21 protein-coding genes are annotated in these 22,875 nt (G+C 69.2%); 8 read left to right on the top strand and 13 right to left on the bottom strand.

From position 1 onward, the window contains the following. Positions 1–37: 37 nt before the first annotated feature. The 4 genes from ACIPQB_RS25530 to ACIPQB_RS25515 are packed head-to-tail and all read left to right on the top strand — an operon-like array spanning position 38 to position 4,113. Positions 38–1,063 (top strand): alpha/beta hydrolase family protein, encoded by a 1,026-nt coding sequence (locus ACIPQB_RS25530; RefSeq protein ID WP_446488057.1) that lies wholly within the window; start codon positions 38–40, stop codon positions 1,061–1,063. 56 nt (positions 1,064–1,119) lie between these two features. Further along, the gene (gene fliI, locus ACIPQB_RS25525; protein WP_446488056.1) at positions 1,120–2,457 is read left to right on the top strand and encodes a flagellar protein export ATPase FliI; all 1,338 of its coding nucleotides are present in this window, start codon (positions 1,120–1,122) and stop codon (positions 2,455–2,457) included. Next, a complete protein-coding gene (locus ACIPQB_RS25520) occupies positions 2,454–2,873 on the top strand; it encodes a flagellar export protein FliJ (protein WP_446488055.1) in 420 nt (139 codons plus the stop codon). Before fliI ends, ACIPQB_RS25520 begins: the two co-directional genes overlap by 4 nt. Positions 2,874–2,889: 16 nt before the next feature. Further along, positions 2,890–4,113: an endo-1,4-beta-xylanase gene (locus ACIPQB_RS25515; RefSeq protein ID WP_446488054.1), complete on the top strand. Its 1,224-nt coding sequence runs from the start codon at positions 2,890–2,892 to the stop codon at positions 4,111–4,113. On the opposite strand, the gene ACIPQB_RS25510 is transcribed toward ACIPQB_RS25515, so the two are convergent. The 13 genes from ACIPQB_RS25510 to ACIPQB_RS25450 all read right to left on the bottom strand — a co-directional run bounded on the left by ACIPQB_RS25510 (position 4,110) and on the right by ACIPQB_RS25450 (position 18,038). Further along, a complete protein-coding gene (locus ACIPQB_RS25510) occupies positions 4,110–4,487 on the bottom strand; it encodes a helix-turn-helix domain-containing protein (RefSeq protein WP_446488053.1) in 378 nt (125 codons plus the stop codon). The two genes, ACIPQB_RS25515 and ACIPQB_RS25510, sit on opposite strands and share 4 nt — an antisense overlap. Before the next feature lie 199 nt (positions 4,488–4,686). Then, positions 4,687–5,067 carry a DUF4282 domain-containing protein gene (locus ACIPQB_RS25505; protein WP_446488052.1) on the bottom strand — a complete coding sequence of 127 codons (381 nt, stop codon included), beginning with the start codon at positions 5,065–5,067 and terminating at the stop codon, positions 4,687–4,689. Positions 5,068–5,181: 114 nt separating this feature from the next. After that, on the bottom strand, positions 5,182–5,739 hold the full coding sequence (locus ACIPQB_RS25500) for a hypothetical protein (protein WP_446488051.1): 558 nt from the start codon (positions 5,737–5,739) through the stop codon (positions 5,182–5,184). A gap of 93 nt (positions 5,740–5,832) precedes the next feature. Then, positions 5,833–7,935, bottom strand: a complete 2,103-nt coding sequence (gene flhA / locus ACIPQB_RS25495; protein ID WP_446488050.1) for a flagellar biosynthesis protein FlhA — start codon at positions 7,933–7,935, stop codon at positions 5,833–5,835. 128 nt (positions 7,936–8,063) lie between these two features. Then, entirely contained in the window at positions 8,064–9,428 is a 1,365-nt protein-coding gene (gene flbD / locus ACIPQB_RS25490; protein ID WP_446488049.1) for a sigma-54-dependent transcriptional regulator FlbD, read from the bottom strand. A 72-nt stretch (positions 9,429–9,500) separates the two neighbouring features. After that, positions 9,501–9,836, bottom strand: coding sequence for a flagellar motor switch protein FliN (fliN, locus tag ACIPQB_RS25485; RefSeq protein WP_446488048.1), 336 nt, complete (start codon positions 9,834–9,836; stop codon positions 9,501–9,503). A gap of 5 nt (positions 9,837–9,841) precedes the next feature. After that, the gene (locus tag ACIPQB_RS25480; protein ID WP_446488047.1) at positions 9,842–10,489 is read right to left on the bottom strand and encodes a FliH/SctL family protein; all 648 of its coding nucleotides are present in this window, start codon (positions 10,487–10,489) and stop codon (positions 9,842–9,844) included. A 13-nt stretch (positions 10,490–10,502) separates the two neighbouring features. Further along, the gene (gene fliG, locus ACIPQB_RS25475) at positions 10,503–11,522 is read right to left on the bottom strand and encodes a flagellar motor switch protein FliG (RefSeq protein WP_446488046.1); all 1,020 of its coding nucleotides are present in this window, start codon (positions 11,520–11,522) and stop codon (positions 10,503–10,505) included. Further along, positions 11,522–13,165, bottom strand: coding sequence for a flagellar basal-body MS-ring/collar protein FliF (gene fliF / locus ACIPQB_RS25470; RefSeq protein ID WP_446488045.1), 1,644 nt, complete (start codon positions 13,163–13,165; stop codon positions 11,522–11,524). Before fliF ends, fliG begins: the two co-directional genes overlap by 1 nt. Before the next feature lie 247 nt (positions 13,166–13,412). Beyond that, on the bottom strand, positions 13,413–13,694 hold the full coding sequence (gene sciP, locus ACIPQB_RS25465; protein WP_056439427.1) for a CtrA inhibitor SciP: 282 nt from the start codon (positions 13,692–13,694) through the stop codon (positions 13,413–13,415). Positions 13,695–13,863: 169 nt separating this feature from the next. After that, a complete protein-coding gene (flgE, locus tag ACIPQB_RS25460) occupies positions 13,864–15,564 on the bottom strand; it encodes a flagellar hook protein FlgE (protein WP_446488044.1) in 1,701 nt (566 codons plus the stop codon). A gap of 120 nt (positions 15,565–15,684) precedes the next feature. After that, positions 15,685–16,359, bottom strand: a complete 675-nt coding sequence (locus tag ACIPQB_RS25455; RefSeq protein WP_446488043.1) for a flagellar hook assembly protein FlgD — start codon at positions 16,357–16,359, stop codon at positions 15,685–15,687. Positions 16,360–16,370: 11 nt separating this feature from the next. Next, the gene (locus ACIPQB_RS25450) at positions 16,371–18,038 is read right to left on the bottom strand and encodes a flagellar hook-length control protein FliK (protein ID WP_446488042.1); all 1,668 of its coding nucleotides are present in this window, start codon (positions 18,036–18,038) and stop codon (positions 16,371–16,373) included. Between the two features lie 46 nt (positions 18,039–18,084). Here ACIPQB_RS25450 and ACIPQB_RS25445 point away from each other — a divergent pair, with 46 nt between their 5' ends. The 4 genes from ACIPQB_RS25445 to mnmA are packed head-to-tail and all read left to right on the top strand — an operon-like array spanning position 18,085 to position 22,752. Further along, positions 18,085–18,441 carry a hypothetical protein gene (locus ACIPQB_RS25445; RefSeq protein WP_446488041.1) on the top strand — a complete coding sequence of 119 codons (357 nt, stop codon included), beginning with the start codon at positions 18,085–18,087 and terminating at the stop codon, positions 18,439–18,441. Further along, a complete protein-coding gene (flgK, locus tag ACIPQB_RS25440) occupies positions 18,441–20,558 on the top strand; it encodes a flagellar hook-associated protein FlgK (protein ID WP_446488040.1) in 2,118 nt (705 codons plus the stop codon). Before ACIPQB_RS25445 ends, flgK begins: the two co-directional genes overlap by 1 nt. Positions 20,559–20,567: 9 nt before the next feature. After that, positions 20,568–21,491, top strand: coding sequence for a flagellin (locus ACIPQB_RS25435; protein WP_446488039.1), 924 nt, complete (start codon positions 20,568–20,570; stop codon positions 21,489–21,491). Positions 21,492–21,543: 52 nt separating this feature from the next. Further along, the gene (gene mnmA, locus ACIPQB_RS25430) at positions 21,544–22,752 is read left to right on the top strand and encodes a tRNA 2-thiouridine(34) synthase MnmA (protein ID WP_446488064.1); all 1,209 of its coding nucleotides are present in this window, start codon (positions 21,544–21,546) and stop codon (positions 22,750–22,752) included. Positions 22,753–22,875: the final 123 nt, after the last annotated feature.

Below are 22,875 nucleotides of genomic sequence, written 5' to 3'. Positions count from 1 at the left end.
GCGGAGACATCGTTCACCGCTCAGGACCCCCGGACCCATGTCGTTCCACGCCTTCTTCTCCGTCGCCGCCGTAACGGCCGCCGCCTTCGGTTCGCCCGCCCTCGTTCCCTCCCAAGCCCACGCCGCCAACGCCGGTTTCATGGTGCTGCAGGAACCCCGCCCGAACGGGCCGCCGGTCGAGGTCGGGATCTGGTACCCCACGGACGCCGCGCCCAAGCCGATGGCTTTGGGCTCGTGGGGCCATACCGTCGCCGCCGGCGCGCCGATCGTCGGGGAGCATCTGCCGCTGATCGTCATGTCGCACGGCAACGGCGGCTTCTTCGGCGGCCACGCCGACACCGCCCAGGCGCTGGCCGAGGCCGGCTTCGTGGTCGCCGCCCTCACCCATCCCGGCGACAACTACAAGGACCAGAGCCGCGCCACCGCCATGACCGATCGGCCGGCCGCGCTGTCGGCCCTGATCGGCTGGATGCTGGACGCCTCGCCGCTGAAGGCGAAGCTGGACGCCAGCCGGGTCGGCGCCTTCGGTTTCTCGTCGGGCGGCTTCACCGTGCTGGCCGCGGCCGGCGGCGAGGCCGACATCCGCAAGGTCTCCGAGCACTGCAAGACCCATCCGGCCAATTTCGACTGCAAGCTGACCGCCAGCCGGCCGCCGCCCGCCGATGCCCTGACCGCCAGGTGGGTCCACGACCCGCGCATCAAGGCCGTGGTCTCGGCCGCGCCGGCCATGGGTTTTTCGTTCGGAACCGACGGGCTGAAGGGGATCACCGTCCCGGTGCAACTGTGGAAAGCCAGCGACGACGAGATCCTGCCCGGCGACGAGTACGCCGAGTTCGTGCATCGCCATCTCGGGCGACCGCACGACTACCATGTCGTCCAGGGGGCCCGGCACTTCGACTTCCTCACGCCCTGCGACACCGCGCCGCCGGCCGATCTGCAATATCTCTGCGCCAGCGCCGCCGGCTTCGATCGGCGGGCGTTCCACAAGGATTTCAATACCCAGGTCACCCGGTTCTTCACCGACCAATTGGTCGCACCGGGCAAGGCGCTTCCGAAGGGCTGACTTCATACCCGGTTAACCCCCATGGCGGAGTCTACGCAGGTCATTTAGGAGCCGCCTTGCGCAGCCTGATCGCCGCCGTCGAACGCATCGACCCGCTGACCGTCTCCGGTCGCGTCGCCGCCGTGAACGGCCTCCTGATCGAGGCCCGCGGCGGGCTGACCCGCCTGGCGGTCGGGGCCCGGGTCGAGATCGACCGCCTGGGCCTGCCGGTGCTGCCGGCCGAGGTGGTCGGCTTCCGCGAGACCCGCGCCCTGCTGATGCCGTTCGGCCCGGTCGAGGGCGTGGCCCCCGGGGCCGAGATCCGCATCATGCCCGAGGGGGCGGTGGTGCGTCCGACCAAGGCCTGGCTGGGCCGGATCATCAACGCCTTCGGCGAACCGATCGACGGCCTGGGCCCGCTCCCGCAGGGCGAGATCCCCTATCCGCTGAAGACCCCGCCGCCGCCGGCCCACGCCCGCGGCCGGGTGGGCGAGCGCCTGGACCTGGGCGTGCGGTCGATGAACGTCTTCACCACCACCTGCCGCGGCCAGCGCCTGGGCATCTTCGCCGGCTCGGGGGTCGGCAAGTCGGTGCTGCTGTCGATGCTGGCCAAGCAGGCGACCTGCGACGCCGTGGTCGTCGGCCTGATCGGCGAACGTGGCCGCGAGGTCCGCGAGTTCATCGAGGAGACCCTCGGCGAGGAGGGCCTCAAGCGCGCCGTCGTCGTGGTCGCCACCTCCGACGAGCCGGCCCTGACCCGCCGCCAGGCCGCCTACATGACCCTGGCGATCTGCGAGTTCCTGCGCGACCAGGACCAGGAAGTCCTGTGCCTGATGGACTCGGTGACCCGCTTCGCCATGGCCCAGCGCGAGATCGGCCTGGCCGCCGGCGAGCCGCCGACCACCAAGGGCTACACCCCCACGGTCTTCACCGAGCTGCCCAAGCTGCTGGAGCGGGCCGGACCGGGGCCGATCCGCCCCGACGGCTCGGTGGCCGCCCCGATCACCGCCCTGTTCACGGTGCTGGTCGACGGCGACGACCACAACGAGCCGATCGCCGACGCCACCCGCGGCATCCTCGACGGCCACATCGTCATGGAGCGCGGCATCGCCGAGCGCGGCCGCTTCCCGGCGATCAACGTGCTGAAGTCGATCTCGCGGACCATGCCCGGCTGCCAGACCCTGGAGGAGCGCGAGGTCGTCAAGGCCGCCCGCCAGACCATGTCCGCCTACGCCAACATGGAAGAGCTGATCCGCATCGGCGCCTATCGGGCCGGGGCCGATCCGGTCATCGACCGCGCCATCCGCCTGAACCCCGCCGTCGAGACCTTCCTGGCCCAGGACAAGGACGAGGCCACCAGCCTCGACGACTCCTTCGGCTACCTCGCCCACATCCTTCAGAGTGACGCCGCATGACCCGATGGGCCGACTCGCTGATCCGCATCTCCAACCACGAGGTCGAGACGCTGCAGAAGCGTCTGGCCGACATCGTCGCGCGCCGCCAGGCCGCCGAGCTGAAGGTGGCCATGCTCGACGCCCAGAGCGAGGCCGAGGCCTTGCAGGCCCAGGGCGACGTCGAGGCCGGCTGGTACATGGTCGGTTTCCGCCAGGGGGCGAAGATCCGCCGCCAGCAGGCGCTGCTGGAGATCGATGAGGCGCTGATCGAGGAAGCCGGGGCCCGCGACGCCCTGGCCATGGCCTTCGAGAGCCTGAAAAAGTATGAGCACGTCGCCGAAGCCGCCCGGATCGCCAAGATCAGGCTGGCCGGCAAGCTGGAGACGGCGGCCCTGGACGAGCTGGGCCTGCGCCGGGCGGCGGCCGGTGGGCGGTGACCTCTATTCCTCCCCCGTGAAACGGGGAAGGCGGCGCGCTGCGAATACGCAGCGTGACGGAGGGGGCGTCCTGACGCCGACCTCCTCGCCGCCGGACGCCCCCTCCACCACGGAGTTTATCCTCGGGCGCGCGCAAAGCGCGACCCGGGGGTGGTCCCCCTCCCCCGTTGCGCTTCGCTCCACGGGGGAGGAGATATCCCGCCGCGCCGTCCTCGGCTCGGCCCTCGCCGTCGCCGCCTGCGGCCCCAAGGCCCAGGGCCAGCCGGTCCCCGCCGACCTGCCGCCGCTGAAGAGCCTGGCGCCGTTCCGGGTCGGCGCCTGCGTCCAGGCCCGGCATCTGGACGACCCGGCCCTGGTCGCGCTGCTGACCCGCCAGGTCAGCCAGCTGACCCCCGAATGGCAGATGAAGATGGAATATGTCGTCCAGCCGGACGGTTCGTTCCGCTTCGACGCCCCCGACCGCATCGCCGCCTTCGCCAGGGCCCACGGCATGGGCCTGCTCGGCCACACCCTGGTCTGGTACGCCCAGGCCCCCGAAGCCTTCGCGCGGCTCGACGAGGGCCGGGTCAGCTTCGCCCAGGCCTATCGCAACTACATCCTGGCCGTGGCCGGGCGCTATCGCGGCCAGGTGGTCGGCTGGGACGTGGTCAACGAGGCCGTGGCCGAGGACGGCGAGGGCTGGCGCGACAGCCTGTGGTCCCAGCGCCTGGGCGCCTTCGACCACATCGCCCTGGCCTATCGCACCGCCCGCGAGGCCGATCCGGGCGCGGTGCTGCTGCTCAACGACTACAATCTCGAATATTATCCCAAGAAGCGGGCGACCTATCTGGCCCTGGCCGAGCGGCTGCTGGCCTCGGGCGCGCCGCTGACCGGTCTGGGGACCCAGATGCACGTGGCCGCCGACATCGCCCCGGGCAAGATCACCCAGATGATCCGCGACCTGGCCGGCCTGGGCCTGCCAATCCACATCTCCGAACTCGACGTCTCGCTGACGAGGGCCCAGAACAAGTTCCTGTCGCGGGCCGACCTTCAGCGGCGCCAGGCCGCCGTCTACGCCGAGGCCGCCGAGGCCTTCATGGCCCTGCCGCCGCGCCAGCGCTTCGCCTTCACCCTGTGGGGGTTGCGCGACCAGGATTCGTGGCTGCGGGCCGAAAACGCCGCCGACGCCCCGGCCCCCTTCGACGACCAGGGCCGGCCGAAGGCCGGAGCCGCGGCCCTCGCCGAGCGCTTCGCGGCCTAAGCCTCCGCGCCCACCGCTTCGCCTTCGCCCAGGGCCTTGACCAGGGACACGATCTGCCGCCGCTGGCCATGCGGCAGTTGCAACAGCAGCGTGGCCAGCTCGACCCCTTCGGGCGAGGCCATGAAGCGCTGCATGATCTGCACCCGGCGCTCGTCGACCGCCGGATCGCCGGTCGCCGCGTCGGTGTCGAGCACCACCAGGCCCTCGAAGAACCAGGCGACCGAGGTCTGCAGCGTCATGGCGATGCCGTAGAGCTTGGAGGCGCTGACGCGGTTGGCCCCGCGCTCGTACTTCTGCAGTTGCTGGAAGGTGATCCGCACGCTGTCGGCCAGTTGGGTCTGGCTCAGCCCAAGGGCCTTGCGGCGGGCCCGCACGCGGCTCCCGACGTGAATATCGACTAGATGGGGCTCGCTAGGGGCGACCAAGGCGCGTCTCCGGGACGGAGGCGAAAGACCCCTCCTGCGGAGTATACGTCGCGCCAAAGCGCCGACCTCAAGAGAGAACGCTGGTTTTCCAACACCTGCGCTATTCGGTCGCAGGGGCGCCCGGCCCCTTCGCAACCTGGCCGATCAGCTACTGGGCCGGCGGACGGGTGACCGTGGCCACCGCATGATCGGCGTCGCTGGCCTGGCGCAGGGCGCGCAGGTCTTCGCTGATCCGGAAGATGGCGACATAGAATTCGCAGAAGGCGCGCCACAGCAGCACCATGGCCGCGGCGACCAGCAGGCCGGCGATCAGCACCGGGAAGGCCAGCAGCAGCGACTGCAACCCGGGTTCCTTCAGCGCCAGGCCGACCGCGGCGCCGACCACGGAAAACGCGAACAGGGCCACCACGCCCAGCCCCGACCAATAGATCAGATGAATCACCGGTCCGGTGACGAGTCGATCGAACGTCAGCAGATCCCAGAACAAACCGCTCGAGCCGCGCGCCTTGGATTTGTTGGCCGGAGCCATCCGATACCCCTCATGTCAGCGGTAACTCCGCCGGGTAGGCCCCATCGCTAGCAGCGTGAAGCCCGCTCGGCAATGCCGGGCGGGCTTCGGGTCGTCGCGTCGATGTGGGACGGACTATTGCGGCTTGGCGCCGGCCAGGGTGGCGTCGATCTGGGCCTTGGTGGCCGTGGTGGCCAGGGCGCCGTCGGCCCCGACGCTGAGGCTGGCCTTGGGCAGGGCGAACTTCTTGTCGCCGCTGGTGACCACGACATTGGTCGAGCCGTCGGCCCCGGCCGAGGTGCCGGCGATGGTGCCGACCACGACGCCCGAGGGGTCCTTGATCTCGGCGCCGACCTTGGGCTCGACGCCCACGGTGGCCGAGGACGGCGTGCCGGACGCCGAGGCGCTGGCCGCGCCCGTCGTGCTCGAAGCGCTGGGGTCCGTCGCGGTGGTCCCCGTCGCGGTGGTTCCGGCCGGCGTCTGGGTCGTCGTGGACGACGCCGCGCCCGGCAGGCCCTGGCTCGGCTGGGCCTGGGTGGCCGCGCCCATCGAGGCCGAGCCCGCCGGCGTCTGGGCGCTGGCGCCCACCCCGGCGGATCCCGCGGCCGGGCTGGCGTTGGTGCTTTGAGCAAGGGCGGCGCTCGCCAGCGAAAGCGACGCGGCGGCGGCAAGATAGGCGATCTTGGTGTACATGGAATTTCGCTCCGTCAGGGGTCCCCCGTCCCCGAAACGAACGCATCCTTGTGGCGACGGTTCCGAAATAATCGGTAACCGGTCGTGAGCCTTCTACACCATGCCGACCGTGCGCAGGCGAGCGCGGGGATGAATCTCGTTCTGGCTCATCACCACGGTCTGGCCGCGGAAACGCTCGATGATCGAGCGCACATAGGGCCGCACGCCGGGGCTGGTCAGCAGCACGGCGGAGTCCCCGGTCAGGGCCGCGCGCTCGAAGGCCTCGCGCACGCCGCGGATGAAGTCCTGCAGCCGCGAAGGGGCCAGGGCCAGCTGCTTGTCCTCGCCCGGGCCGACCAGGGCTTCGGCGAAGGCCTGCTCCCACTCGGCCGACAGGCTGATGATCGGCAGGGCGCCGTCGTCGCCGCGATTGGCCCAGCACAGCTGCCGGCCCAGGCGGGCGCGGACCTGTTCGACCAGCTGCACCACCGAGGCGGTGTGCGGCGCGGCCTCGCCGATGCCCTCCAGGATCTGCGGCAGGTCGCGGATCGAGACCCGCTCCTTGAGCAGCGCCTGCAGCACGCGCTGGATGGTCGTGGCGCTGACCACCGAGGGGATCAGGTCGTCGACCAGCTTCTTCTGGCCCTCGGGCAGTTCCTTCAGCAGCTTCTGCACCTCGGCGTAGGAGAGCAGGTCGGCCATGTTCTCCTTGAGGATCTCAGTCAGGTGGGTGGTCAGCACCGTGGCCGGATCGACGACGGTGTAGCCGCGGAAGGTGGCTTCCTCGCGCAGGGCGTCCTCGATCCAGGTGGCCGGCAGGCCGAAGGCGGGTTCGCGCACGTGCTCGCCGGGCAGCTCGACCTGGCCGCCGCGCGGGTCCATGGCCATCAGGCAGCCCAGGCGCACCTCGCCGGTCCCGGCCTCCATCTCCTTGATGCGGATGGCGTAGCCCTGGTTGACCAGACGCATGTTGTCGAGGATGCGGACCGGCGGCATCACGAAGCCGAACTCGGTGGCCAGGGTCTTGCGCAGGGCGCGGATCTGGTCGGTCAGCTTGCGGCCGTCCAGATCGTTGATCAGGGTCAGCAGGCCGTAGCCCAGCTCGATCTTGACGTCGTCGATGGCCAGGGAGGCGCTGATCGGCTCTTCCTCGGGCTCGGCCGTGGCGGCGGCGGCCAGGGCCGGGTCGATCGGCGGCGGCTCCTTGGCCTTGGCGGCGCGGCGATAGGCCAGGTAGCCGGCCCCGGCCGACAGGGCGGCGAAAGGGATGATCGGCATGCCGGGGATCAGGGCGATGACCCCGGCCGAGGCCGAGACCATGCCCAGGGCCACCGGGTTCATCGCCAGCTGGGTGACCAGGGCGGCGTTGGCCGAGCCCTCGACCCCGGCCTTGGACACCACCAGGCCGGCGGCGATCGAGATGATCAGGGCCGGGATCTGGCTGACCAGGCCGTCGCCGATGGTCATCAGGGTGTAGCTGGCCGAGGCCTCGCCGATCGGCATCTTGTGCTGGACGACGCCGATCAGGATGCCGCCGACGATATTGATGCCGGTGATGATCAGGCCGGCGACGGCGTCGCCCTTCACGAACTTTGACGCCCCGTCCATCGCCCCGAAGAAGGTCGATTCCTGCTCGAGGTCCTTGCGGCGCTGCTTGGCGGTCTCCTGGTCGATCAGGCCGGTCGACAGGTCGGCGTCGATGGCCATCTGCTTGCCGGGCATGGCGTCCAGGGTGAAGCGGGCCGCGACCTCGGCGATCCGGCCCGAACCCTTGGTGACGACCATGAAGTTCACCACCACGTAGATGATGAAGACGATCGTCCCGATCACGAAGTTGCCGTTCATGATCAGGTGGCCGAACGACTCGATCACCGCGCCCGCGCCGCCGGTGCCTTCCTGGCCATGGCCGAGGATCAGGCGGGTCGAGGCGATGTTCAGCCCCAGGCGATAGAGGGTGGCGACCAGCAGGACGGTCGGGAACGAGGTGAATTCCAGCGGCTTCTTGATCAGCACCGCGGTCATCAGGATCAGCACGGCGCCGGTCAGCGAGATGGCCAGCAGCAGGTCCAGCATCATCGCCGGCACCGGGATGATCAGCAGGACGATGATGCCGACCACGCCGAGGGCCAGGCCCATCTCGCCGCGCAGGATTCCGGCCCACAGCGACCCGGCGCTGGGGAGGGAAGAGGCGGCCTTGGGCGCGGCGGCGTCAGCCATGAAACCCTTCGATGCTGATCTGGCCCTCTCGCGCTTGAAGCGATTTGCGCGCCAGGGCCACGTGCTTAATCGAAATTAGCCATGTCGGGCGCCTGACCGATGGTCGCGGCCCCCGGACACGGCTCCGGTCAGGCGGCGGCCACGCCGCCCTGGGGCGGCGGCACCGAGACGCCGGCGTCGGAATATTCCTTCAGCTTGTTGCGCAGGGTCCGGATCGAGATGCCCAGGATGTTGGCCGCGTGGGTGCGGTTGCCCAGGCAGTGCTCCAGGGTCTCGATGATCAGGTGCTGCTCGACTTCGGCGACGGTCGAGCCGACGAAGGTGCGCGACACGGCGTCGGCGGCCATCTGCGCCCCGCGGGCCACGGCGGCGTCCGGAGCCGGGGCCAGGGGCTGGCCGTCGGGCAGGCGGATGGCGAATTCCTCGATCTCCGCGCCCGGCGACAGCAGCACCGCCCGGTGCATGGCGTTCTCCAGCTCGCGGACGTTGCCCGGCCAGCGGTGGGCGATCAGCCGGCGCTTGGCCTCGGCCGAGATCGGCTTTTCGGCCACGCCATTGGCGGCCGAGTACTTCTTCACGAAGTGCTCGCATAGGGTGACGACGTCGCCCGGGCGCTCGCGCAGCGGCGGCAGGCGCAGGTTGACGACGTTCAGGCGGTACAGCAGGTCCTCGCGGAACACCCCTTCCTTCACGGCCTGGGCCAGGTCGCGGTTGGAGGTGGCCAGGATGCGGATGTCGACCTTGACCGGCTTGGAGCCGCCGACCCGGTCGATCTCGCGCTCCTGGATGGCGCGCAGCAGCTTGGCCTGCAGGCGGGCGTCCATCTCGCTGATTTCGTCCAGCAGCAGGGTGCCGCCGTTGGCTTCCTCGAACTTGCCGATGCGGCGGGCCACGGCGCCGGTGAAGGCGCCCTTCTCGTGGCCGAACAGCTCGCTCTCCAGCAGGTTCTCGGGAATGGCGGCGCAGTTGACCGAGATGAACGGCGCCTTGGCCCGACGCGACTTGGCGTGGACGTAGCGGGCCATCACCTCCTTGCCCGAGCCGCTTTCGCCGGTGATCAGGATCGAGGCCTCGGACGGCGCGACCTGGTCGGCCAGGCGGATGACGTTCTCCATCGCCGGGTCGCGGACGATCATCGGCCGCTCGTCGTCGGTAACCGCGGCCAGGACCGCGGCGATCAGTTCTGCGTCGGGCGGCAGCGGGATGAATTCCTTGGCGCCGGCCTTGATCGCCGCGGCGGCCCGCATCGGGTCGGCGTCGACCCCGCAGGCGACGACCGGCACCCGGATCCGTTCGGACTCGTTGGCGGCGATCAGGCCGGCGATGTCGAGCGTGTAGTCGACCATCAGCAGGTCGGCCCCCTGCCCGGCCCGCAGCGCATGGGTCGCGGCCTCGGTGGTCTCGACATGCGAGACCTTGGCCCCGGTGTTCATCGCCATTTTCACGGCGACCGAGAGCTGTCCGTTCAGTTTTCCGACGACCAGGAGGCGCATCGTTTTTTCTCCGTTGGGGCCTTCATGCCCCGGTATCCCGACCGATTAGGCTTCACTCGACGGCGCGCAGCGTCAGCCGGCGGCGTCGCCGTCCTTGATGATTTCCGTCATGGTCACCCCCAGGCGCTCGTCGACGACGACGACCTCGCCGCGGGCCACCAGGCGGTTGTTGACATAGATGTCGATCGCCTCGCCGACCTTGCGGTCCAGCTCCAGGATGCTGCCGGCCTGCAGCTGCAGCAGCTGCGCCACCGACATGTGGGCGCGGCCCAGCACGGCCGAGATGTTGACGGGGACGTCGAACACCGGCGCCAGGTCGGAGGCGATCTTGTCGCTGAGCTCGACGGGCATTTCGGAGGCCAGCATGCTGCCGCCGAATTCGTCGAGGGTGAGATTGTCTTCGGCCATGGCGGTCAGCCTTCGCTAGCGGGAAGCAGGGGTTCGGCGTGGAGTCCCTCGGCCGCGATGGCGGCTTCGAGGGCCTGGGTGACGCGGGCGGCCGCGTCGGTCGGGTCGAAGGCCGCGCGACCGTCGCCCCAGTCGAGGACGAAGGCGGCGGCCGGCAGATGGGCGTCGGCCCGGGCGAGGATCTGGCCCGGGAAACCGATGGCGTGGGCGGTGGTCTCCAGCGCCGCCTGGGTGCGCTCGACCAGGTGCGAGGCGACGCGGACGGTCAGCTTCGGCTGGGCCTCGACCTCGCGGGCCAGAGCGACCAGGGCCGCCTGGGTCGGGGCCTCCGGGAACTGGTCGAGGGCCGCGTCGGCGATCGCCCGGCCGCAGGCCAGGGCCAGCATGGCGGAGCCCTCGCGGTGCTCGTGGGCCACGGCGGCCAGGGTGGAGAAGGCGCTGTGGATCGCCTGGCCGACCTGGCCCAGGGCCACGGCGGCCTCGCGCTCGGCCTGGGCCACGGCCGACTGCTCGCCGGCGGCGAAGGCCTCGGCCTTGGCGAGCTCCAGCTCCTCCAGGGTGAAGTTCTTCTTCACCCGCGGCGGGGCGGACACGCCGCCGCGGTCGTCGAACACGGTGTCGAAGGTGAAGCGCTTGTGGGGGATGTCGGTCATGCTGCCATCCTCCTCAATAGATCAGCTCGTCTTCGCTGCCCGAGCCGGCCAGCATGATCTCGCCCTTGGCGGCCAGGTCCTTGGCGACCTGGACCATGGCCACCTGGGCCTGGTCGACGTCCTTCAGGCGCACCGGGCCCATGCTCTCCATGTCCTCGCGCATGATCTTGCTGGCGCGTTCGGACATGTTGGAGAAGAACATCTCGCGCAGCTTGTCCGAGGCGCCCTTCAGGGCCAGGGCCAGTTGCTCCTTGCCGGTGGCGCGCAGCAGGGTCTGGACGCCGCCCGGGTCGAGCTTGGACAGGTCCTCGAACACGAACATCAGGGCGCGGATGCGCTCGGCAGCCTCGCGGTTGCGCTCTTCCAGGGCCGCGATGAACCGCGCCTCGGTCTGGCGGTCGAAGTTGTTGAAGATCTCGGCCATCATCTCGTGGCTGTCGCGCTTGGAGGTGCGCGCCAGGTTCGACATGAATTCGGTGCGCAGGGTCTGCTCGATCTTGTCGAGGATCTCGCGCTGCACCGGCTCCATCCGCAGCATGCGGGTGACGCATTCCAGGGCGAAGTCTTCCGGCAGCGAGGCCAGCACGCGGGCGGCGTGGTCGGACTTCACCTTCGACAGCACCACCGCGACGGTCTGCGGATATTCGTTCTTCAGATAGTTGGCGAGCACCGCCTCGTTCACATTGCCCAGCTTGTCCCACATGGTGCGACCCGCCGGACCGCGGATCTCCTCCATGAGCTGGTCGACCTTCTCCGGCGGCATGAAGGCCGACAGCAGGCGCTGGGTCTGCTCGTACGAGCCCATGATCGCGCCGGTCGAGCTCATGCCCGAGACGAACTCGACCAGCAGCTCCTCGACGACCGAGGCCGAGATCGAGCCGAGGCCGGCCATGGCCTGCGAGACTTCCTTGATCTCTTCGTCGTCCAGCGCTTCCCAGATCGCGGTGTGCTCTTCGCCCAGGGCGAGCAGCACGATCGCGGCCTTCTCGGGGCCCGTCAGCTTCTTGACGTCGGTGATTGAGCTCTTGGCCATCACTCAGACTCGTGCAGCCAGGTGCGCAGGATCGCCACCGACTCGTCGGGATGCTTTTCGACGAACTCGGAGACCCGCTTGACCGACGAGGCCTTCACCTGGCCCTCGATCTTGGCGATGTCGATGCGGTGATCCATGTCGGGGCCGGCCAGGGCGATCGGCTCGCCGGCGTGGTCGACGACCACTTCCTGGGTCGAGCCGTCCGACAGGGTGACCATGCGGGTCACCTGCGGAGCGTTCAGGGCCAAGCCCAGCGGGGTCGGCGGCGGGCTCATCAGGCTCTTCAGGAACGGCCGCACCGCGAACAGCAGCACCAGCAGGGCGACGATGGCCAGCACGCCCAGCTCGGCGAAGCGCATGATGTCGTTCTTGTCGATGCCGTCCATCAGGCCGGCCTTGCCCAGGCCCTGGTCCTCGGGCTGCGGGAAGCGGACATTGACCACCGAGACCTGGTCGCCGCGCGCCTGGTCGAAGCCGACCGCGGTCTTCACCAGCTGCTCCAGCTGCGCCATCTCCTCGGCGCTGCGCGGGGTGTAGGCGCCGGGCTTGCCGTCCTTGCCCGGAGGGGCGGTGACGCCGTCAATGGCCACGGCCACGGCCACCTTGCGCACCGTGCCCGGCTCCTGGACCGTGGTCTTGGTGCTTTCCGAAATCTCGTAGTTGGTGACGCTCTCATTGCTGCCCGACTTGCTGCCCAGCGGCTGGAAGCCGTTGGGGGTCTGGCCGGGGATGTTCTGGGTCGAGCTGACGCCGCCGGTGTCGTCGTTCTTGGTCTCGCTGTTGTTGGCTTCGTTGGTGCTTTCCGAGCGGATGACCTGGCCGTCCGGGTCGAACTTGCGCTCCTGGGTGGTGACGCGGTTCAGGTCGAGGTCGGCGGTCACGTTGACGCGGGCCTTGCCCGGGCCGAGCACACCGTCGATCATTTCCTTGACGGTCTTGGCGATGCGGGCCTCGGCCTCGCTCTTGGCGTCCTGGGCCAGCTTGCCGGCCAGGCTCTCGTCGCCGCCGGCCGACAGGGTCTTGCCGTGCTGGTCGATGACGTTGACCGCGTCGGGCTTCATGCCGGCGACCGAACCGGCCACCAGGTTCTGGACGGCGCGGACCATGTCGGCGGACGGCTCGCGGCCGGTGCTGATGGTGACGGCGGCGGTCGGCTTCTCGGCGTCTTCCTCGAACAGCTGGCGCTTGGGGATCACCAGGTGGACGCGGGCGGCGCGCACGCCGTCCCAGCCCTGGATGGTGCGCTCCAGCTCGCCCTGCAGGGCCCGCTGGCGGTTCAGCTGCTGGACGAAGTCGGTCTGGCCCAGGGCGTTGCCGGTGTCGAAGATCTCGTAGCCGACCGAGCCGGAGGTCACCAGGCCCTTGGTGAAGATCAGCTGGCGGGCCGAATTGACCTTGTCGCGGGCGACATAGATCGTCGAGCCGTCGCTCTTGGTCTCGTACTTGATGCCGGCGGTGTCGAGCGCCTGGGTGGCGGCGGCGGATTCCTTGGGATCGACGTTCGACAGCAGCAGCTCGTTGGGCTGCTTGCTCATCATCATGGTGACGGCGGCGATCACGGCGATCGCGCCGGCGGCGACGCCGATCAGGGCGGCCAGACGGCCGACCCCGAACCTTTGGATCGCGCTGAGCAACTTGTCCAAACTACGCCCATCCCCTGAACCGCGCCCCAAGGGGAGCGCGAACCGCCGGGCGCCGAAGCACGCCGTCGCTAGGCAGGATTTACCCAGTCCAAGGTAAACGGGTCGTTTACATCCGGGCCTGGCGAGGCTCGGGAGAAGCGCCAAAAGGTCGCGGCCGCGCCCCAGGGGGACGCGGCCGCTGATCTGCGCCGGGAGGGCCCGCGGGGACTTTCGCCCCCGCGCGGCGTCGCCTTTTTCAGTCCCGCGGCTAGCGGTACTGCTGGAGCCGGGTGGTCCGAAGACCCGCCAGGCCGTGGCGTTCGATCGACTGCTGCCAGGCGAGGAACTCCTCGTTGGTCAACTTGTATCGATCGCACGCCTCGTCGAGCGAGAGGAGACCGCCGCGAACGGCGGCGACCACCTCGGCCTTGCGCCGGATCACCCAACGCTGGGTTTCCGGAGGCGGCAAGTCGGAGAGAGTCAGAGGCGCGCCGGTCGGACCGATCACGTACTTCTCACCCCGGCTGTTCGTGCGCTGCTGCTGCAACATGGCTTTACGCCTTTCCCACAACCATCACTGTTGGAGAGGAATATAGACGCCGGGAAATAACATCGGCTTAATTCCAATAGTAAAGAAAGACTGAAACATGAGGCTTTCTCCCTACTCCCGTGATGTCTCAATGTGACACAGGGTAATTAAGGTCAGTTAAGACCTATAATTACCGTTTAATGCTCAGAAGTTCCTCAAGCATCTGGTCGGCGGTAGTGATGATTTTCGACGATGCCGAATAGGCTCTCTGGGTGGTGATCAGGCCAGTGAACTCAGTCGACAGGTCGACGGTGGAAGCTTCCAGCGTCGACGGAGCAATCGAGCCCGCCCCGCCCTGGCCCGGAGTCTTCAGGCTGTAGGTGCCGCTCTCGTTGGTCACCCGGTAAGAGTTTCCGTTGACGCCCTTCAGGCCGTTGGGGTTGGAGAAGGTCGCCACCGCCACCTGGGCGATGCGGCGGGTCACGCCGTTGTCGAAGATCGCCGAGACATAGCCCTGGTCGTCGACCTCGATGTTGGTGAGGTTGCCGAAGGCGGTGCCGTTGGTGTTGACCGACTGGACCACCGACTGGCTGTTGTACTGGGTCAGGCCGCCCGAGGCGCTGGCCAGGTCGATCTGGATGTCCTGCGAGTCGATGCCCAGGCCGTCGGCCCAGCGCGGGGTCGTGCCGGTCGACAGCGGGTCCGAGGCGGCGATGCTGATCGAGGTCGGGTTGGTGGCGCCGAACAGCGTGCCGGTGCTGGCCAGCTTGCCGTCGGTGGTGAAGGTCACCTTGCCCGAGCTGATCAGGCCGTTGGCGTTGTTGTCCAGGTCGCCCGGCTTGGCGCGCAGTTCGGCGTACCATTCGTTCGGGCCCGCGCCCTTCAGCAGCGACAGGGTGACCGTGCGCTGGCCGCCCTTGGAGTCCGAGACCGGGATCTGGATCTCGAAGTCCGGCTTGACGCCTTTGGTGTTGTCCAGGGCGTAGTCGGACATCGACTTGACCGCCGGGTCGTAGACGCCGCCGGCGATGGCGTCGGTGGTGTTGGAGAGGCCAAGGCTGGCGACCGGAACGGTGACGCCGGGCGAGATCACGATGCCCGACGCGGTCACGTTGACCGGAACGGCCGGCGCGGTCTGGTCCTGCATGAAGCTCAGCAGGGCCGGCGGCGTGGTCGTCGGGTCGTAGGTCGCGGTGCCGGTGGCGACGGTGGCGCCGGCTTCCTTCAGCGTGACCTTGTACTGGTTGGCCGTGCCGGTCGGGTCGTAGGTGACATTGTAGTTGTGGCTCACCGCGGCGCTGTCGGCGGCGGTCTTGGGGATCGTGTAGCTGGCCGAGGCCGAAACCGTCTGTTCCGAACGCAGGTTGGCGTTGACGCCGACCCGGGTGGTCTTCTCGGCGGTGCCGCCGACCGTGCCGACATTGATCGACGACAGCTGGGTCAGGTCCGACGGGTCGGGGGTGATGGTGCCGGTCACCGGATCGGCCAGCCAGCCCTGCAGATAGAGGCCGGCGTCGTTCTTCAGATAGCCGAGGTTGTCGAGCTGGAACGAACCGGCGCGGGTGAACGAGCGGGTGTCGGTGGCGGTCAGGCCTTCGGGCTTTTCGGTGGCCACGAAGAAGCCCGAGCCGGCGATCGACAGGTCCAGGTTCGAGGTCGTCGACTGGGTCAGGCCCTGCTGGCTGACGAACTGGTGGGTCGTGGCCTTCACGCCGCCGGCGCTGTAGGTGCTGTTCTTGCTCTGGGCGGTCACCAGGGTCGAGAAATTGGCCGAGCTGCGCTTGTAGCCGACCGTGTTGACGTTGGCGATGTTGTCGGAGATCGCGGCCAGGGCCGACGAGTTGGAGATCAGGCCGGAAACGCCGGCGAGCATGGCGCTGTTGATGCTCATGACTGTGGTCCTGCGATGAAGTTCAAAAGGGTTTGAGGGTTCAGCGCGGTTTGCGTTTGGGCCTCGGGTGGGAGAGGCCGCGACGGCGTCATTCTGACGCCCGTTGTCTGTTGGCCGGCCTTAGGCCGCGGCCGCGTTGGTGACGCCGATCACGGAGTCGAGCGGCACCTTGGTGTCGCCGATCCAGACCATGTTGACGCCGCTCTCGTTGGTGACCTTGGTGACGACGCCGTCGACGCGCCCCTTGGCGGTGGTAGTGATGGCCGCGGCGTTGGCGTCGGTGGCCGTCACCTTGATGGTGTATTCGCCGCCCTCGGGCTGCGGGGTCCCGTCGGCGCTCTTGCCGTCCCACTTGAAGGTGTGGTCGCCGCCGGCCATGTCGTCGGGCAGGACGGTGGCGATGGTCTTGCCGTACTTGTCCAGGACCTCGACCTTGACCGACGTGGCCGCCCGGCTCTGGGTGTAGCTCCAGGTCGCCTCGCCGCCTTTGAGCAGAGACTTGTCGGTCTCGGCGGTGACCTGCTTGCCCATCAGGTTGACGCCCTCGCTGATGCCGCCGCTGGTGTTCATGCCGACCAGGGCCGTCAGCAGGTCATTGGTGACCAGCTGCTGCTCGACCCCGGTCATCTGTGTGATCTGGCTGGTCATCTGGGTGGTGTCGGTCGGCGCCAGGGGATCCTGGTTCTTCAGCTGGGTGGTCAGCAGCTTCAGGAACGTCTGCTCGTTGTTGGCGAGCGAGGTCCGCGAATTGTTGATCTTGTCGGTGACGGCGTTGCTGGTCGCGGCGACGGCCATGACGGTCTCTCCTAGATTCGCACGTCGACGCCGCTGCGGTCGGCCGTTCTCAGGCCGGGCAGCAGGTCGGACGGGGAAAGGGTGGGGACTTCCTCGGCCAGCGCGCCCTGGAAGGCGCGGCCGCTGAAGGCCTGGCGGCCGTTCTCGCCGCCCTGGAAGTTGAAGAAGGCGTTTTGGCTCTGGCCGTTGTTCTGGCTGGAACTGTCGAAGCTGAGGGCGTTGTCGGCGACGTTGAAGCCGGCCTGGGCCAGGGCCTGGCGCAGCTCGCCCGACTTGCCGCGCAGATCGGCGGCGGCCTGGGGATTGTCGAAGTTCAGGGCGGCGGTCAGCTTGCCGTCCTTGCCGATCTCGATGCGGACGTCGACGCGGCCCAGGCCCTCGGGCTGCAGCACCACGTCGAAGCGGCTGGTCTTGCCGACCACCGCCTTGCTGGCGATCTCGGTCGACAGGTGGCTGACGGTCTCGGCCGAGGCGACCTTGGCCTGGGCCGGGACGATCGGGGCCGGGGCGGCCGAGGTGCCGGGCGCGGCGAAGGCCGGGACCGGCGCCGCCGCATCGGCGGCGGGGGCCGGGGCGGCCGAGGCGATCTCGGTCCGGGACCGCGAACCGGCCGGGTCCTGGCCCTGGTCGGCGAGGTCCTCGCCGGTGGTGGCGGCATGGGCCGAAGGCACGGCCTGGACGTGGGCGGGCTCGGCCTCGCCGGTCGCCAGATTGGTCGCCCCGGCCGTGGCGGCCTTCGGTTCGGCCGTCTTGACGACCTTGCCGATCACCGAGGCGACCTGCGGCGCGACGACCTGGACGGCGGCGGCGGTTTCGGCGGGCGCCGGCGCGGCCGCATCGACCGGCGGCGGGGTGATCACTGCGGCGGTGGCCAGATCGGCGGCCGGCGGCGCGGCGGGCGTCGTCGCCGGGGCGGCCGTCGTCTTGGCGGGCGTAGTTGCGATCGCCTTGGCCGCAGCCGCGGCGGCGGCGGTAAGGTCGGCGGCCGAGACCGTCGGCGTTTCGGGCAGGTCGAGCGTCGGCGCGGCGGCCACGTCGGTCGCTGCGAGTGCGGCGGCGGGCGTCGCGGCCTGGGTCTTGACGCCGGCCTGGGCCGTCAGGGCTGCGAAGGCGACGTCGGTCGCCGCAGGAGCAACCGGGGCGGCGGCGGTTTCGGCCTCGGGCGCCGGGGTTTGCGCCGGAGCCTGGGGAACTTGCATGGCCGCGATCAGGGTCGCGGCGGCCTGGGCGACGGCGTCGGCCGGGTTGGCGGCCGCGTTGGCGCTCGAAGCGTCCTTGGCCGGGGCCGCATCCTCGGCCACCGTGGCGGCCGGGTCCTTGCTGTCCTTGCTGTCGCTGGCCTCGGCCTTGGCGTCAGCTTTGTCGGAGGCTTTGGCTTCAGCTCTGTCGGAGGCCTTGGCGTCCGAAACCTTGTCGTCCGCGGCCTTGTCCGCCGCCTTGTCGGCGATCTTGCCGTCGACAGCCTTGGCCGTCGCGGCCTTGGCCGTCGCGGTCTGGGCGTCGGCCGCCTTGCCGTCCTGGCTCTTGGCGTCCTGGGCGGAAGGCTTGTCCTTCGCGGGGGTCGCGCTTCCGGCCTGGGCCAGCAGCGCGCCGAACCCTTCGGCCGCGTCCTTGTCGAACCCGCCGACAGCGGGGGTCGGCAGCGAGGAGACGGCGTTGCTGGCGGCGATCGCGGTCATGCGGCGATGAAGTCCACGGAGGATGGCGGCCCGGAGAGGACACGCCTTGATCCGCTCCTTCCTCAGCAACCGCCGGGCCAACTCGCCAGCGCCGATCAACTCATTGAATAGATTGAAGTTAAGTAAGAATTTACCACTTCAGATCGACCGACCACGGCGCTTTTTGCCGAGTCGAACCGGGTTGAAGGGGTGCGGCTTGCCGCGTCGTCGCGCCTCACCCGCAGTTGGCGCCCTCCTTGCGCATGACTTCCTGTCGCTTGCTCGACGTCAGGAACGAAACGCCATGCAATTCAATGGCTTGAACATGATCGAAGGGGCCGCCCCCCGCCACGCCCGGCAGATTTCGCCGGGCAAGGCCGCGTCGTGCCGTTCCTGCTTTGCCGAGCGGGCTGGAGAAGACTGATGTCGCTGAACAGCATCCTCAATATCGCGACCTCGGGCATGATGGCGTCCCAGACGGGCCTGCGCGTCGTTTCCGACAACATCGCCAACATCAACACCGCCGGCTATGTCCGCAAGACGATCAGCCAGTCGAACCTGATCTCCAGCGGCATGGGCGTGGGCGTCAATATCGACGCCATCAAGCGGGCCACCGACAAGTACATGCAGGCCGCCAGCCTGAACGCCGCCTCCGACAGCGGCCAGGCCTCGGCCGTGGCGACGGCCATGGACAGCGCCCAGCAGCTGTTCGGCGACCCCAGCGCCGACACCAACTACTTCTCGACCCTGGACGACATCTTCTCGGCCTTCTCGGCGGCGGTGGACGATCCGTCCTCGACCCTGCTGCGCAGCCAGGCGATCACCAAGGTCGACGACTTCCTGGGCGAGAGCAAGCGCATCACCGCCTCGCTTTCGGGCCTGGCCAAGGACGCCGACAACCGCATCGGCGGCGACGTCTCGCGCGTCAACGACCTGCTCAAGCAGATCGACAGCCTGAACGTCGACATCACCCGCGCCCAGATGTCCGGCGCCGACGCCACCGGTTCGGAGAACGTCCAGGGCGGCCTGATCGACGAGCTGTCGTCCTTGATGAACATCCAGGTCAGCGGACGCGCCAACGGCGGGGTGATGGTGCGCTCGACCGAGGGCGTCAGCCTGGCCGGAGACGGCCCGGCCACGGTGACCTACAACCAGTCCGGCGGCGCCAGCGGCTTCCTGACCGTGGTCACCGCCAACAGCGGCGGCCAGGTCATGCCGCTCAACATCTCCAGCGGCGAGATCAAGGGCCTGCTGGAGCTGCGCAACAAGGAGCTGCCGGCAATGTCCGAGCAGCTGGGCGAATTCGTCACCCGGGCCGCCCAAGAGCTGAACCGCGCCTCGAACGCCTCCTCCTCGGTGCCGGCCCCGGCCAGCATGACCGGCCGCGACACTGGGCTCGACTCCGACTCGGCCTTCAAGAACTTCACCGGCAAGACCACGGTCGCCATCACCAACGCCGCCGGCGTCATCCAGAAGCGGGTCGACATCGACTTCACCACGGGCAGCATGACCGTCGACGGCCTGCCCGGCCCGAGCTTCAACAACACCAATTTCACGACCCAGCTGACCACCGCCCTCGGCGGCCTAGGCACGGCGAGCTTCAACAACGGCGCGCTCAGCCTGCAGACCGCCAGCGCGACCAACGGCATCGCCATCGTCGATGACGCCACCACCCCCTCGACCAAGGCCGGCAAGGGCTTCAGCCAGTATTTCGGCCTCAACGACGTCATCCGTTCGAACGGCTATTCGCCCTACGAGACCGGCATGCTGGCCGGCGACCAGAGCGGCTTCGCCGCCGGCCAATCCATCACCCTGCGCGTCACCGACCTGGACGGCGGCCGCATCCGCGACGTCAAGGTCACCGTGCCCACGGGGACCGGCACGATGCAGGAGCTGATCGACGGCCTGAACGCCCGCAACGGCGGCGTGGGCCTGTACGGCGCCTTCGCCCTGGGTTCGAAGGGCGAGCTGAGCTTCACCTCCAACACCGCCACCCCGGTCAGCCTGTCGGTGGTGTCCGACGCCACCCAGCGCGGGACCAACGGCCCCTCGCTCAGCCAGTTGTTCGGCATCGGCCCGACCGAGCGCAGCACCCGCGGCGACCAGTTCTCGGTCGATCCGACCATGGCGGCCAATCCGACCCGCCTGCCCTTCGCCAAGCTGGACCTGACCGTCGCGGCCGGGGTCGCGGCCCTGGCGGTCGGCGACGGCCGCGGGGCCCTGGCCATGGCCAAGGCCGGCGACGTCACCACCAGCTTCGCCGCCGCCGGCGACATGAGCGCCGCCACCAAGAGCGTGCTCAGCTACGGCGCCGACTTCAGCGGCTCGGTCGCCCGCAAGGCCGCCGCCGCCACCAGCCGCAAGGAATCCTCGGCCGGGGTCCAGACCGAGGTCAACGCCCAGCGCCAGTCGCAGGAGGGCGTCAACCTCGACGAGGAGCTGGTCAACCTGACCACCTACCAGCAGGCGTTCAACGCCTCCGCCCGCCTGATCCAGGCGACGAAGGACATGTTCGATGTCCTCACCAACATCGTTTCATAGGTTCAAGCCATGACCCGCGTCTCCACCTCCGGCAATTTCGGCGTGATGACCAGCAACCTGATGCGCGCCCAGGTGCTGCAGAGCGTGGCCGGCGAACAGGTGTCCAGCCAGAAGAACGCCAACGACCTGAAGGGCTATGCCAAGAACGCCGAGGTGCTGACCGCCATGCGCAGCGCCCAGGCCAAGGTCGCCGGCTTCCTCGACCAGACCAGCATGGTCTCCAATCGCCTCGACGTGCAGGACACCAGCATCGGCCAGGTCGGCGACGCCACCCAGGACGCCCGCGAGGCGATCGCCAACGCCATCGCCGCCGGCAGCGCCGAAACCCTGATGCAGTCGCTGGGCGGCGCGTTCGGCGACGTGATCCAGGGCCTGAACGCCAAGTCCAACGGCCGCTACGTCTTCGCCGGCGCCAAGTCCGACACCCAGCCGACGACCGCCGCCACCATGGCCGACCTGACCGCCGCGCCGAGCACCGCCTCGCTGTTCCAGAACGACCAGTACGTCACCAGCAACCGCATCGACGACACCACCTCGGTCGACACCGGCGTGCTGGCCGACCAGCTGGGCACGGGGGTGTTCAACGCCTTCAAGCAGGTGCAGGCCTATGTCGACGCCAACGGCCCGTTCACGGGCAAGCTGACCGAGACCCAGAGCAACTTCCTCAAGGGCCTGCTGCCGACCTTCGACGCCGCCCGCACCGGCCTCACCGACGCCCAGGCCAAGAACGGCCTCAACCAGAAGCGCTTCGACACCGCCCAGACCGACCTGAAGAGCCAGGCCGACACCCTGAGCACCATGGTCGGCGGCATCACCGACGTCGACATGGCCGAGGCGGTCACCCGGCTGGAGTCGGCCAAGCTGGCGGTCCAGGCCTCGGCCCAGGTGTTCGCGAGCCTGCAGAATTCGTCGCTGCTGAATGTGTTGAAGTAGCAACTGCGCCCCAAACCTCGCAAAACCGGCCCCAAGCCGCTATATGCGCGCGATGGACGCCATCCTCGCCCCGATCGACAGCACGAGCACCGCCGCCTCAGCCCTCGACCGCGCCGTCGAGGCTGCGCGCCTGGCCGTCGGCCTGCCGGTCGGGACGCGGATCATCGCGGCGATGTCGGGCGGGGTCGACTCCACCGTCACCGCCGCCCTGCTGGCCAAGGCCGGCTATGACGTGGTCGGCGTCACCCTGCAGCTCTACGACCATGGCGCGGCCATCGCCAAGAAGGGCGCCTGCTGCGCCGGCCAGGACATCATGGACGCCCGGATGGCGGCCGAGCGGATCGGCATCCCGCACTATGTCCTCGACTACGAAAGCCGCTTCAAGGAACAGGTGATCGAGGAGTTCGCCGACGCCTATCTGCGCGGCGAGACCCCGATCCCCTGCGTGCGCTGCAATCAGACCGTCAAGTTCCGCGACCTGTTGGACGTCGCCCGCGACCTGGGGGCCGAGGCCATGGCCACCGGCCACTATGTGCAGCGCAGCTTCGCCGCGGGGGCCAACCGGCCGCAGCTGCGCCGCGCCGCCGACCCGGCCAAGGACCAGAGCTATTTCCTGTTCGCCACCACGGCCGAGCAGCTGGACTTCCTGCGCTTCCCGCTGGGCGGCCTGGACAAGCCGACCGTGCGCCAGGTGGCCGCCGAGCTGGGCCTGGCCATCGCCGACAAGCCCGACAGCCAGGACATCTGCTTCGTGCCCGAGGGCAAGTACACCACGGTGATCGACCGCATCCGGCCGCAGGGGGCCCTGCCCGGCGACATGGTGCATATGGACGGCCGGGTGCTCGGCCGCCACGAGGGCGTCACCCGCTACACCATCGGCCAGCGCCGCGGCCTGAACATCGCCGTCGGCGACCCGCTGTTCGTGGTCCGCATCGACGCCGACAAGCGCCAGGTGATCGTCGGCCCGCGCGAGGCCCTGCTGACCCAGGCCCTGTCGCTGAAGGAAGGCAACTGGCTGGGGGTCGAGGCCAGCCTGGAGGCCGCCGCCGCCGCCGGCGCGCCGGTGCTGGCCCGCGTGCGCTCGACCCGCGAACCGGTCCCCGGCCGCCTGGCCCTGGCGGACGGTCAGGCGCGCCTGGTGTTCGACGTCCTGGAAGAAGGCGTCGCTCCCGGCCAGGCCTGCGTGCTCTACGACCCCGCCGACCCCGAGCGGGTGCTGGGGGGCGGCTTCATCGCCGCGACCGAGCGGGCGCAGCTCTAGTGTCCTGACTCAGAAGTTCGCGGACTCGGTATCGACTCAGTCGTGACAGACTCTCTTGGTTTTAGGGAGGCTGCGGGATGGTGGGTCGGGAGTTGCCGGCGGTGGAGTTGGAAGAGGCGGAGC

This window comes from Caulobacter sp. LARHSG274, assembly GCF_052871235.1.
The sequence above is the reverse complement of the archived record's forward strand: the minus strand, read 5'-3'. Positions and strand labels throughout refer to the sequence as shown.

Excerpts from the sequence above, each read along its gene's own strand:
- ACIPQB_RS25435 (WP_446488039.1), top strand. The coding sequence starts at position 20,568 with ATGACCCGCGTCTCCACCTCCGGCAATTTCGGCGTGATGACCAGCAAC.
- fliG (WP_446488046.1), bottom strand. The coding sequence starts at position 11,522 with ATGGCCAAGAGCTCAATCACCGACGTCAAGAAGCTGACGGGCCCCGAG.
- sciP (WP_056439427.1), bottom strand. The coding sequence starts at position 13,694 with ATGTTGCAGCAGCAGCGCACGAACAGCCGGGGTGAGAAGTACGTGATC.
- ACIPQB_RS25520 (WP_446488055.1), top strand. The coding sequence starts at position 2,454 with ATGACCCGATGGGCCGACTCGCTGATCCGCATCTCCAACCACGAGGTC.
- flgE (WP_446488044.1), bottom strand. The coding sequence starts at position 15,564 with ATGAGCATCAACAGCGCCATGCTCGCCGGCGTTTCCGGCCTGATCTCC.
- ACIPQB_RS25450 (WP_446488042.1), bottom strand. The coding sequence starts at position 18,038 with ATGACCGCGATCGCCGCCAGCAACGCCGTCTCCTCGCTGCCGACCCCC.
- flbD (WP_446488049.1), bottom strand. The coding sequence starts at position 9,428 with ATGCGCCTCCTGGTCGTCGGAAAACTGAACGGACAGCTCTCGGTCGCC.
- ACIPQB_RS25500 (WP_446488051.1), bottom strand. The coding sequence starts at position 5,739 with ATGTACACCAAGATCGCCTATCTTGCCGCCGCCGCGTCGCTTTCGCTG.
- fliN (WP_446488048.1), bottom strand. The coding sequence starts at position 9,836 with ATGGCCGAAGACAATCTCACCCTCGACGAATTCGGCGGCAGCATGCTG.
- ACIPQB_RS25505 (WP_446488052.1), bottom strand. The coding sequence starts at position 5,067 with ATGGCTCCGGCCAACAAATCCAAGGCGCGCGGCTCGAGCGGTTTGTTC.
- mnmA (WP_446488064.1), top strand. The coding sequence starts at position 21,544 with ATGGACGCCATCCTCGCCCCGATCGACAGCACGAGCACCGCCGCCTCA.
- ACIPQB_RS25455 (WP_446488043.1), bottom strand. The coding sequence starts at position 16,359 with ATGGCCGTCGCCGCGACCAGCAACGCCGTCACCGACAAGATCAACAAT.
- flhA (WP_446488050.1), bottom strand. The coding sequence starts at position 7,935 with ATGGCTGACGCCGCCGCGCCCAAGGCCGCCTCTTCCCTCCCCAGCGCC.
- ACIPQB_RS25480 (WP_446488047.1), bottom strand. The coding sequence starts at position 10,489 with ATGACCGACATCCCCCACAAGCGCTTCACCTTCGACACCGTGTTCGAC.
- flgK (WP_446488040.1), top strand. The coding sequence starts at position 18,441 with ATGTCGCTGAACAGCATCCTCAATATCGCGACCTCGGGCATGATGGCG.
- ACIPQB_RS25530 (WP_446488057.1), top strand. The coding sequence starts at position 38 with ATGTCGTTCCACGCCTTCTTCTCCGTCGCCGCCGTAACGGCCGCCGCC.